Origin of the sequence: Metabacillus sp. 22489 (genome assembly GCF_052044855.1) — a bacterium.
Classification (GTDB): domain Bacteria; phylum Bacillota; class Bacilli; order Bacillales; family Bacillaceae; genus Metabacillus; species Metabacillus niabensis.
Genome location: NZ_JBQENT010000057.1, coordinates 17,175 through 28,357 on the forward strand (window position 1 = coordinate 17,175; position 11,183 = coordinate 28,357).

General features: G+C 32.6%; 11 protein-coding genes. 10 read left to right on the forward strand and 1 reads right to left on the reverse strand.

The genetic code is table 11. The annotated features are described in order from the left end of the window. Nucleotides 1-103: 103 nt before the first annotated feature. The 9 genes from ACTJJ9_RS23275 to ACTJJ9_RS23315 all read left to right on the forward strand — a co-directional run bounded on the left by ACTJJ9_RS23275 (nucleotide 104) and on the right by ACTJJ9_RS23315 (nucleotide 9,051). Nucleotides 104-1,189, forward strand: coding sequence for a helix-turn-helix domain-containing protein (locus ACTJJ9_RS23275; RefSeq protein WP_145584514.1), 1,086 nt, complete (start codon nucleotides 104-106; stop codon nucleotides 1,187-1,189). Then, nucleotides 1,186-2,691, forward strand: coding sequence for a RecQ family ATP-dependent DNA helicase (locus ACTJJ9_RS23280; protein WP_145584516.1), 1,506 nt, complete (start codon nucleotides 1,186-1,188; stop codon nucleotides 2,689-2,691). The genes ACTJJ9_RS23275 and ACTJJ9_RS23280 overlap by 4 nt, the downstream gene beginning before the upstream one ends. Further along, complete coding sequence (locus ACTJJ9_RS23285) at nucleotides 2,692-3,291, forward strand: type II CAAX endopeptidase family protein (protein WP_145584518.1); 600 nt, start codon at nucleotides 2,692-2,694, stop codon at nucleotides 3,289-3,291. After that, on the forward strand, nucleotides 3,284-3,985 hold the full coding sequence (locus tag ACTJJ9_RS23290; RefSeq protein ID WP_145584521.1) for a LysM peptidoglycan-binding domain-containing protein: 702 nt from the start codon (nucleotides 3,284-3,286) through the stop codon (nucleotides 3,983-3,985). Before ACTJJ9_RS23285 ends, ACTJJ9_RS23290 begins: the two co-directional genes overlap by 8 nt. 81 nt (nucleotides 3,986-4,066) lie before the next feature. Beyond that, nucleotides 4,067-4,531, forward strand: a complete 465-nt coding sequence (locus ACTJJ9_RS23295; protein ID WP_145584523.1) for a YpbF family protein — start codon at nucleotides 4,067-4,069, stop codon at nucleotides 4,529-4,531. 130 nt (nucleotides 4,532-4,661) lie between these two features. Further along, a complete protein-coding gene (locus ACTJJ9_RS23300; RefSeq protein ID WP_255452010.1) occupies nucleotides 4,662-5,441 on the forward strand; it encodes a metallophosphoesterase in 780 nt (259 codons plus the stop codon). 340 nt (nucleotides 5,442-5,781) lie between these two features. After that, nucleotides 5,782-6,366, forward strand: a complete 585-nt coding sequence (locus ACTJJ9_RS23305) for a genetic competence negative regulator (protein WP_145584524.1) — start codon at nucleotides 5,782-5,784, stop codon at nucleotides 6,364-6,366. A gap of 343 nt (nucleotides 6,367-6,709) precedes the next feature. Then, nucleotides 6,710-7,981 carry a Glu/Leu/Phe/Val family dehydrogenase gene (locus tag ACTJJ9_RS23310; RefSeq protein ID WP_095301102.1) on the forward strand — a complete coding sequence of 424 codons (1,272 nt, stop codon included), beginning with the start codon at nucleotides 6,710-6,712 and terminating at the stop codon, nucleotides 7,979-7,981. 107 nt (nucleotides 7,982-8,088) lie between these two features. Next, a complete protein-coding gene (locus ACTJJ9_RS23315) occupies nucleotides 8,089-9,051 on the forward strand; it encodes a YpdA family putative bacillithiol disulfide reductase (RefSeq protein ID WP_145585393.1) in 963 nt (320 codons plus the stop codon). 148 nt (nucleotides 9,052-9,199) lie between these two features. On the opposite strand, the gene ACTJJ9_RS23320 is transcribed toward ACTJJ9_RS23315, so the two are convergent. Beyond that, nucleotides 9,200-10,168 carry an asparaginase gene (locus tag ACTJJ9_RS23320; RefSeq protein ID WP_095301104.1) on the reverse strand — a complete coding sequence of 323 codons (969 nt, stop codon included), beginning with the start codon at nucleotides 10,166-10,168 and terminating at the stop codon, nucleotides 9,200-9,202. A gap of 227 nt (nucleotides 10,169-10,395) precedes the next feature. Here ACTJJ9_RS23320 and prsW point away from each other — a divergent pair, with 227 nt between their 5' ends. Then, complete coding sequence (gene prsW / locus ACTJJ9_RS23325) at nucleotides 10,396-11,058, forward strand: glutamic-type intramembrane protease PrsW (protein WP_095301105.1); 663 nt, start codon at nucleotides 10,396-10,398, stop codon at nucleotides 11,056-11,058. Nucleotides 11,059-11,183 lie beyond the last annotated feature (125 nt).

Genomic DNA, 11,183 nt, shown 5'->3' on the forward strand with positions numbered 1-11,183 from the left:
TATTCAAAATAATATGTGTCTGACTTGTTAAAAGTGATGAAGAAATTATACATAATAGTAAACGTACGACAGTAAATTTGATAAAATAAAGGTGTATCGAAAATTGTCAAACATTGTAGGTGATAAAATGAACAATAGTTATTTACATATCGTCCTACTTCATTGTCTTAGTCATTTTAAAGGAGAACGAACTGTCTCTGCTATTTATCATTTACTTAATGGGAAAAAATCTTCACAAACAATTCAAGATGGCAAACTTTTTAATTTATCTATGATGTTTGGCCTATTTCCTAAATTATCAAGAAAATTGGTTATAACACATTGTGAGGATTTGGTTAAAGCGCAATTAATAAAAGAAAAAGAAGAACAACACTTTGTTCTAACGACACAAGGAATTTCGTATCTGAAGGATTGTTTGGCAGCAAAGCCATTTCCTACTCACCTCAATGGATGGGTATATGGTGATACAAGTCGCATTTTCTGGAGGAGAATTCCCTTACTTATTCAAGTTTTGTCGAATTTTGTTTATAAAAATACGAATTATTTACCAATTACAAAAAATCAGGAAGATTTATTTTGGGTAAAAAAATTTATTAAGGATAACCGAAATCAAGTAGAGGATCTTGTTAATCAATTATATAGTGAGTTACATCAGTTGTTACAAATGTCATCAGATAGACATGCAGAAATTTTTATTCGAAGATTAACATCAAACAATAGAATTGGTGAAACCTTTGAGCAAATCGCTTTAACGATGAAGGATGACCCGACTTATGTCTATTTGGAATTTTGGAACGTCGTACATTATATCATTCAGCAAATCCAAGAAAAACCAGAAGAATATAAGGTTTTTAATGAGATAACGAAGGATGTTCAATTGAAAACTACACTCACTGCTTCAACAGAAGTCACTCTTTCGTATTTAGAAGCTGGAGCAAGTATTCAGGAGATAGCACGTTTACGTGGATTAAAGGAAAGTACAATAGAGGATCATATCGTAGAGATAACTTTGCACGATCAAACGTATACACCTGACAATTTTTTATCAGAGGCTGATTACCATTTAATAAAAAATGCAATTGATACTATTCAAACACATCGTTTAAAACAAGTAAAGGAATACTTAAACGATCAATATAGCTACTTTCAAATTCGTTTAGCTTATGCTTTGATCGGGAGGTACGAATGAAAAACAACCTACACCAAATCCTTAATACCTATTTTCGTTTAAAAGATTTTAGACCAGGGCAAAGTGAAATTATTCAGTCAGTTCTTAACGGAAATGATGTTGTTGCAATGCTACCTACTGGAGCTGGGAAATCTCTTTGCTATCAGCTCCCAGCATATATATTACCTGGAGTCGTACTAATCGTATCACCCTTACTTTCGCTTATGGAGGATCAGGTTGAACAAATAAAATTAAGAGGGGAAAAAAGAGTTATTGCCTTAAATAGTACAGTCCCTTTTATGAAACGAAAAGAAACTTTAGATAATTTATATTCGTATCGATACATATTTGTATCTCCTGAAATTTTACAAAACGAGTATGTATTTAAGGCATTGAAAAAGATAAAGATTTCTTTATTTGTAGTTGATGAAGCCCATTGTATATCCCAGTGGGGACATGATTTTCGCTTAGACTACTCTAAATTAGGCTTAATAAGGAAACAACTTAATTCTCCTCCTTGTTTAGCCTTAACTGCAACAGCAACAAAGGAAGTTATAAAAGATATTCAAGAAATATTACAGTTCAATGAAAAAAGTGAAAAGTTTATTTATTCGATAGATCGACCAAATATTGCTCTAATGATAAAACCTATATCGTCAATTGATGAAAAAATAGATGAAGTTCATCGGTTAGTACAAGCTTTAAAAGGTCCTGGGATTATTTATTGCTCTAGTCGATTATGGGCAGAACGGTTAGCTGAAGTATTGATAGATAAAGGAATAAGAGGTGTAGGTTATTATCATGGGGGAATGGAACCAGAGCAGAGGATATTGATCCAACAACAATTTTTATATGACCAGCTTCGCCTAGTTTGCTGTACAAATGCATTTGGAATGGGAATTAATAAGCAAAATATCCGTTATGTTATACATTTCCATTTCCCATCTCAGATTGAATCATATATGCAGGAAATTGGCAGAGCAGGTCGTGATGGATTACCGAGTATTGCAATAACGCTACTAACCCAATCCGATTATGAAATTCCAAAGTCACTTGTTGAATCTGAATTTCCTACGTATGAAAAATTGTATCGACTTGTTTATGACGTTTTAAGTAATACGAACGAATCACTATCATTTGAATTCATAAGTGAAAAAATCGGATTAACTGAAACGCAGTGGCGTTATACTGAAAATTATGTAGAAAAGCTTAAACCATTGGGATTCGAGCCCGATAAAATCATTGCACTTATTTGGAAGGAAATAGAAAATAGGTTGGCGATAAAATATGAAAAACTAAACAAGATGATTGGCTGGTTAAACACAAATGAATGTAGACGGAAAAAATTGTTATCATATTTCGATGAAGATTTACAACAAAAACCAGTAAATTGTTGTGACCACTGTGGCGTTGATTTTTCAAGCTTTGAAGAAACAACGGTTCCTCTATTACTTGAAAATGAGAGGAAAATGGATTGGGAACATGAATTGAAGGTGATATTTCGTAAAGTGAGTGAGAGTTAGTTGTATAAAAATCAAAGCGAACAAATCAAACAATTATCAGATAAACAGGTTCTTCAAAGTTTATATTTTACGCAATTTTTATTAATAATTATATCCATTGTAATGAGTATTTTCTTATTCAAAGATAGAAATGACTTTTTGAAGGTATGGGAATATAAGGATAATAACTTTTTACTATTTGGTTTCATTACTGCACTAATTGTCATAATTATAGATTATATCATGATGAAGTTATTACCTTCCCATTTGCTTGATGATGGTGGAGTGAATGAAAAAATTTTCAAAAACCGAAATGTTCTGCATATAATTTTTTTAACTGCTCTAATTGCTTTTTCAGAGGAATTGTTGTTCCGCGGAATAATTCAAACGCATTTCGGGCTATTGATTGCTAGTCTTATTTTTGCGATTTTACATTTTAGATATGTAACAAAAATCGTTTTGTTTATCATGGTTGTTGCAGTTAGCTTTTTTTTAGGTATTGTTTACGAACTGACAAATACGATCTATTCAACGATGATAGCACATTTTATTATTGATTTAGTATTTGCGATTCAAATTAGAAGGAAGTTTCTTAAAGGGGTGAAAAGAGATAATGAGTGATTATAATAAAAGCCCTGATCAAGCAGAAAATTTACGTTCAAGAATGATTGATGAATATAAAGAGATAAATGGTGCATATCCATCTAGAAGCGAAGTGCACAATGAAAAAGCGAAAAAAGCTAAGCAGAAAAAGAGATATCCATTAATTAGCTTTTTGGGAGGAGTGTTTATTCTCTTACCTGTATTAGTATTGATATTATTTCTCTATTACGGAAATGATGGGAAGATATTAACAGAAAATAATAATTCTCCTAGTGGAGAAACGGTCTATATTTCAAATGAAGGAACATCAAATATGGACGTTGAGGAAGAGCAAGAATCAGCTCCATCTTTAATTGAAGAAACAACTTCTACAGAAGAAGTTTCTCCTACTGAAGAAACTGGAGAAGTCGAAGAGAAAACAAATGAAACAAACACAGCTGATACAAGGGAAAAAGAAGAGGAAACACATGTTGAAAATAAAACGGATGAAAGTTCAAAAGTAGAAGATAAGACGGGAATATCAACAGAAAATGAAAATGATATACAATATAAAGAAGTTAAAACACATACTGTTGGACCAGGTGAGACATTATTTAATATCGCGATTAAATATTATAATAGTCGCACTGGCGAGGATATTATTCGTCAATATAATGGGATTAATGGAAATGAAATTTATGTTGGACAGGAGCTAAAAATCCCTATTCGATAATTTTATCAAGTCAGTCGGTTAATTCATATCTATTTGGACGACCTCATACAATGGTATAAAGACCTTTGTAGAGGGGATGTGTTGAAAATCGAAACAAAAATTCAGCAGCTAAACCATCATACAGATGAGCCAACAAAAAAAATGCTTCAAAATTTAGTAGAGCGTAAAAGAAAATTCGAAGCGTATAAACGGAAATGTTTTCAAACTCAATTTATGACATTCGTTTTATTAATGGGCTATATCGTATATTTATATTCGTTTATTATAAAACCGAACGGTGGAGAGCTTGCAATGATTTTTCATTTAATTTTTGATAATTCCTTGCATACATTTATTATTTTAGTAATTGTTGCTGGGTATGCTACCGCTCAATATTTTAAAAAGAAAGAAGATAAATCAGAAACGGAGTATCATAATCTAAGATGTGAAGTTATTAAAAAAAGCAAAGATTTATGGCATAAACCTTCACAATGGCAAAATAGGCATGAAGTTTATACGATGATGAAAAATGAGTTTGATATTAATCTGTTTCATGAAAGTAAATAGGAAATACTAAATAATAATAGGCACGGACCGACTCAACCTGAGTTGGTCTATTTTTTATGCGAATCTCCAAAATATGCTATTATATGGTATATTAGCTTATTTGAGAAAAAGTCAGGGGGCAAAATATAATATGATTATTTTTATCGTTTTTTTAATAATAGGAATGCTTTTTTTTATTTTGATGATGTATCGAAACGGCCTAGAAAATAACCTGACAAAACATACATTCACTTTTGAGCATCTGCCAAAGAGCTTTTCTCCGCTCAAAATCTTTTTTATTTCAGATATTCATCGTAGGGTAATATCATCAAGCTTACTTGAGCAAGTACAGAACTCTATTGATTTGGTCATAATTGGTGGAGATTTGTCTGAATCAGGTGTTCCACAAAAAAGGATAGAGGAAAATATAAAAATGCTTCAAAATATTGCTCCTACATATTTTGTTTTTGGCAACAATGATTATGAAATTGGGAAAGAAAATCTTGAAAAATGGTTAAAGAAATATCATGTTATATTGTTAAATAATACATCAAAGAGCTTGACAACAAATAGTGGAGAAACCATATATCTTATAGGTGTAGAAGATATGAGCGAGGAAAAAGATAGATTAGATTTAGCGTTGGATAATGTACCGCAAAAAGCCTTTAAACTACTCATAAGTCACAATCCTGATATATATCAAAAAGTGGAAAAACAAGATGAAATAGCTTTGATTCTAAGTGGACACCAGCATGGAGGACAAATCCGTTTGTTTGGATATGGCTTATATAAAAAAGGGAAGGTTCATAGATTAAAAAAATCAATTTTATTAATAAGTAATGGATATGGGACTTCAGGTCTCCCTCTGCGACTTGGAGCACCAGCGGAAGCACATTACATCGAAATAAGAAATAAATTGGAGTATAAATAATATGTTCGGTTCCATTTAACATTATTGGTGCGTAAGGGCAAGACTCAAGCGAGAGGTGTGAGATAGGTGTACCCCTCCTTAGCGAGCGCTGCACGAGAAAATGAATAATCATAACGACTTCTTATAAAAAGTAACAAATTTCACGAAAATAGCCATTAAAAAATAACAAAAATATAATGTGAAAATTGATTATAGGAAGAAATAGGATGATGTTTTTCAAGTTTGAATGCTTGTCTAATTTTAGAACAGAGTGTAAACTGTAAAAAAATATTAGAACCATCTCATATAAAATTCATATGATGATTTTATATAGAGCGTTCTGACGGCAGGAGGGTATGGGATGCGGCTAGAGCGACTGAACTATGACAAAATAAAAATTTTTTTAACAACTGATGATTTAAAAGACAGAGGTCTAACAAAAGAAGATCTTTGGAAGGATTCGTTAAAAGTTCATCAACTGTTTAGGGATATGATGAATGAAGCAAGTGAAGAATTGGGATTTAAGGCGCATGGACCAATCGCTGTCGAAGTATATTCACTTCATGCTCAAGGGATGGTTGTAATCGTTACAAACAGCCAAGCTGAAAATGAAATAGATGAGGATTTCTCGGATGATTATATCGAGATGCAAGTGAAACTAGATGAAAACTTTGATATCATTTATGAGTATGATTCATTTGAGGATATTATCCAATGTGCAAAGTATTTAGTACATCTCCAGATTAATGGCGGTATGATTGTAAACTATAACAATAAATACTATTTATTATTAAATGACAATCAGGACATAGATATTGACAATTTGGTGGCGATATTGGCTGAATATGGAAGTCCATCAACATTAACCGTCCATAGGCTAAAAGAATATGGAAACATTATTATGAAAGATCATGCAATCAAAACAATTAAGCATTATTTCTTATAATAAACTTTTGACCGCAATTAATGAACTTTTAACGAGGGTATTTAGGAAATACATGTGGCTGATAAGGAGAAACGCTTCTCTGTTCAGCCACATTTTTATATGAAGGAAGAAAGGATTTATTTTGTTTTTATAGAAATATTCTCTATATATAATAATAAATATTAATTAAGGTTAGTTGGGATTACGATAGTCTATAAGAAACAAATGAAATCGTTTGCAGTAAAAACAGTTAAATCTCATAATATTGTTTTTTCTTCTTTGCATAACCATTTATAAAGTGTATACTATTGTCTGAAGGTGGACATTCTTTCATTTACTGATAAGATTTAGGAGGTTAGCTTAAATGGTAGCCGAGAAAAGCACCAGTGATAAGAACGATAAACTCGATGTGTTGAAAGCTACACAAACAGTGATACATAATGCTCTTGAGAAACTTGGGTATCCAGAAGAAGTATTTGAGTTATTAAAAGAACCACTAAGATTGTTAACAGTCAAAATACCTGTAAGAATGGACGATGGTTCTGTAAAAATCTTTACTGGCTATCGTGCACAGCATAATGATGCAGTTGGACCGACCAAGGGTGGTATTCGCTTTCATCCGAATGTAACAGAAAAGGAAGTGAAAGCACTTTCTATTTGGATGAGTTTAAAATGTGGAATTGTTGATTTGCCATATGGTGGTGGTAAAGGTGGAATCGTTTGCGATCCTAGAGATATGTCATTTCGTGAGCTTGAACGTCTAAGTCGAGGATATGTTCGTGCAATTAGTCAAATTGTTGGACCAACTAAAGATATTCCTGCACCAGATGTGTTTACGAATTCTCAGATTATGGCATGGATGATGGATGAATATAGCCGCATCGATGAATTTAACTCCCCAGGATTCATAACAGGAAAACCGTTAGTCCTTGGTGGGTCTCATGGTCGTGAATCAGCAACCGCTAAGGGTGTTACAATTTGTATACGTGAAGCTGCAAAGAAAAAAGGTATTGAGCTTGAAGGAGCTAGAGTTGTAGTACAAGGTTTTGGTAATGCTGGTAGTTATCTATCAAAATTTATGCATGACGCTGGGGCTAAAATTGTTGGTATATCGGATGCCTATGGTGGACTCTATGATCCTAATGGATTAGATATAGATTATTTATTAGATCGGCGAGATAGCTTTGGAACGGTGACGAAGTTATTTAATGATACAATAACAAATAAGGAATTGCTCGAACTTGATTGTGATATCCTTGTTCCTGCTGCGATTGAAAATCAAATTACTGAAGAAAACGCCGCAAACATTAAAGCAAGTATCGTTGTTGAAGCAGCAAATGGGCCAACAACGTTAGATGGTACAAGAATTCTTTCAGAACGTGGAATCTTATTAGTACCAGATGTATTAGCGAGTGCTGGAGGCGTAACAGTTTCATACTTTGAATGGGTTCAAAATAATCAAGGTTATTACTGGTCAGAAGAAGAAGTTGAAGAGAAATTAGAACAGGTAATGGTTAAATCATTTAATAACATATATGAAACAAGTCAAAATCGTCGAGTAGATATGCGTTTAGCCGCTTATATGGTTGGTGTTCGCAAAATGGCAGAGGCTTCAAGATTTAGAGGGTGGATATAAAATTTGCAAGGATACTGTAAATCTTCTATCATTATTGATAGAAGATTTTTTATTTGAATAATTGGTAATATAAATGAACAGATTTTTTGGTACAGGAGTGAAAGTTCTTGATAAAAGAAGAAACAATTATTATTGGCGGTGGTCCTTGTGGATTATCAGCTGCAATTGAAATAACCCAACTAGGCTATAAACCGTTAGTTATTGAAAAAGGAAACATTGTTAATGCAATATATCATTATCCTACACATCAAACTTTTTTTAGTTCAAGTGAAAAGCTTGAAATAGGGGAAGTGCCATTTATTACAGAAAATCGTAAACCAGTGCGGAATCAGGCTTTAGCCTATTATCGAGAGGTTGTTCGAAGAAAACAAATTCGTATACATTCATTTGAAAAAGTGGAGAAAGTAGAAAAAGGTAATAGTTATTTTACTGTTTTTACTAATAAGCAAACATATGAGACAAAACAAGTTGTAATTGCAACAGGCTATTACGACCACCCAAATTATATGAATGTTCCAGGAGAGAATTTACCAAAGGTTTTTCATTATTTTAAAGAGGGGCATCCTTATTTTGATAAGGATGTTGCTGTGATTGGTGGCAAAAATTCAAGTGTAGATGCGGCTTTGGAGCTTGTAAAGGCAGGTGCGAGAGTAACTGTGCTTTACCGTGGAAATGAATATTCATCAAGCATTAAACCTTGGATATTACCAGAATTCGAATCTCTTGTGCGTAACGGAACGATAACGATGGAATTTAATGCAAATGTAGTGGAAATTAAAGAACATGAATTATCCTATGAAGTGAATGGAGAAACGAAAACAATTGTGAATGATTTTGTCTTCGCGATGACTGGATACCATCCTGATCATCAATTTTTAAAGGCAATGGGAGTAGAGATAGATTCTGAAACAGGACGTCCGATATTTGATCCTGAAACAATGGAAACAAATATTAAGGGGATTTTTATTGCAGGAGTTATTGCAGCCGGAAATAATGCTAATGAAATATTTATCGAAAATGGGCGTTTTCACGGACAACTCATCTACGAAGCATTAAAAAGTCGAAAATAAGATGGTAATCGAAACTGTAGTATTCTAAAAAATCATAAAATAAATGAATATAAAAAAGTGAGAGTAAATAAATATGGTACATGTAGGTTAAACACGCTTTTTCATGTGTCTTCACTCCTTGTCCCATATTAAATCACTCTCACTTTTCTTATTCAGAGAATATTTCTTCAAGTTCTTTATGATTTGAAGTTGTTTCTAAGGCAATCATTAATTTTAATCTAGCTTTTTGACCATTTAATCCATTACTAAAAATCATTCCTAATTCTTTTAAGTGCCTTCCTCCACCTTCGTAACCATAGACATCCTGGACGATACCATTAAAACAACGGGATACAAGAATGATGGGGATTCCTTTATTCAGTAATGTCTTTAATTCTGGAAGTAAATAAGGCGGTAAATTTCCTTGACCTAATGCTTCAATAACGAGTCCATCAAGCTTAAGGCTAGAAATCGCTTTTAATAGGCTATCGTCCATACCTGCAAAAGCTTTTAATAATAAAACATTTTTATCAAGGTGTTTTACATTTAAGTGACGACTTGTTTTTGGCTTATGATGAAATAGAACTCCACCTTTATTTACAATCCCAATAGGACCATATTGTGGGCTTTGAAATGTAGCGATATTACTCGTATGTGTTTTTGTTACATTTTTTGCAGTATGAATTTCATCATTCATTACTACAAGGACTCCTAAGTTCTTTGCTTTCTCTGAGGATGCTACTTTAATTGCCGCAATAAGATTATATAATCCATCTGAACCTAATTCATTACTTGAACGCATTGCCCCTGTAATAACAATTGGAATATCCAAAGATAAAGTGATATCAAGGAAAAACGCTGTTTCCTCTAAAGTATCTGTTCCGTGAGTAATGACAACTCCGTTAATTGAGCGCTCGTTGACATTCCTTTCAATATACTCTTTTATTTTTAACATATGGTTGGGTGTTATATGTGGAGATGGTAAATGAAATAATTCTGATGTAATTAGAACTGTATCAGGTATCTCACTAATATAATCAACGAGAGGGTTTTTTGCATCAGGTTTTACTTCACCAGTTTTTTCATCTTCCATCATTGAGATCGTACCACCAGTGTGTATTAGTAATATATTTTTCATCTATAGTCCTCCATGCTGTTTAAAATAAGATATTCTATTAGTGATTTTCAATTTTAGAATAACATGTTACGATTAATTAAGTAAAAATAAAACTTTTCAACTAATTTATTTCCTTCTTTTATACTATAATTAGAAGAATCCATTATATACTAAAATTAGTAGATAACCATAGGTTATTGTCCTTATATTGATTTTTAGACTACATTTTAAAGAAAAGAGGCCTGTAGATGATCGCGATTATTTCTGCAGGCATTGCCCCTGGTCTTGCTTTATTATCTTACTTTTATTTAAAAGATCAATACGAAACTGAACCGTTATATTTGGTGCTCCGTTCGTTTATTTTTGGGGCTCTGCTTGTTTTTCCAATTATGTTTCTCCAATATGTTTTAGATGTTGAAAATGTTTTTAGTTCAGAGCTTTTGTATACATTTGTTGCAATAGGTTTTCTGGAAGAGTTTTTTAAATGGTTTATCTTGTTTTTTACTATTTATCAGCATGTTCACTTTAATGAGCATTATGATGGGATTGTTTATGGAGTATCTGTTTCACTTGGTTTTGCTACACTCGAAAATATTCTCTATCTGTTTGCTAACGGTGTTGAACATGCTTTTGGTAGAGCTATTTTACCTGTGTCAAGCCATGCATTATTTGGTGTACTAATGGGGTATTATTTAGGTAAAGGAAAGTTTTCAAGTGAAAAGTTTCGGAAGCGTTGGATAGTTTTTTCATGTATAATCCCGATCCTTCTTCATTTTATCTACGATTCAATATTAACTAGCTATATGCATTGGAAATATATCATTTTACCATTTATGTTATTTCTCTGGTGGTTTGCTTTACATAAAGCTAAAAAAGCCAGAGTAAGATTAATTGATTCGAAGTTACCTTAATACGTTGAAAGAGGCTGGGACATAACTAGCTCTAAATAGTGAGAAAGGTGAATTTGAGGGTACTCAAATTCACCTTTCTCTATTTTTTTGTGTGAAATACTCCATTACACTACTTGTTTGGCAGT

Excerpts from the sequence above, each read along its gene's own strand:
- ACTJJ9_RS23320 (WP_095301104.1), bottom strand. The coding sequence starts at position 10,168 with ATGAAAAATATATTACTAATACACACTGGTGGTACGATCTCAATGATG.
- ACTJJ9_RS23290 (WP_145584521.1), top strand. The coding sequence starts at position 3,284 with ATGAGTGATTATAATAAAAGCCCTGATCAAGCAGAAAATTTACGTTCA.
- ACTJJ9_RS23310 (WP_095301102.1), top strand. The coding sequence starts at position 6,710 with ATGGTAGCCGAGAAAAGCACCAGTGATAAGAACGATAAACTCGATGTG.
- ACTJJ9_RS23300 (WP_255452010.1), top strand. The coding sequence starts at position 4,662 with ATGATTATTTTTATCGTTTTTTTAATAATAGGAATGCTTTTTTTTATT.
- ACTJJ9_RS23305 (WP_145584524.1), top strand. The coding sequence starts at position 5,782 with ATGCGGCTAGAGCGACTGAACTATGACAAAATAAAAATTTTTTTAACA.
- ACTJJ9_RS23280 (WP_145584516.1), top strand. The coding sequence starts at position 1,186 with ATGAAAAACAACCTACACCAAATCCTTAATACCTATTTTCGTTTAAAA.
- prsW (WP_095301105.1), top strand. The coding sequence starts at position 10,396 with ATGATCGCGATTATTTCTGCAGGCATTGCCCCTGGTCTTGCTTTATTA.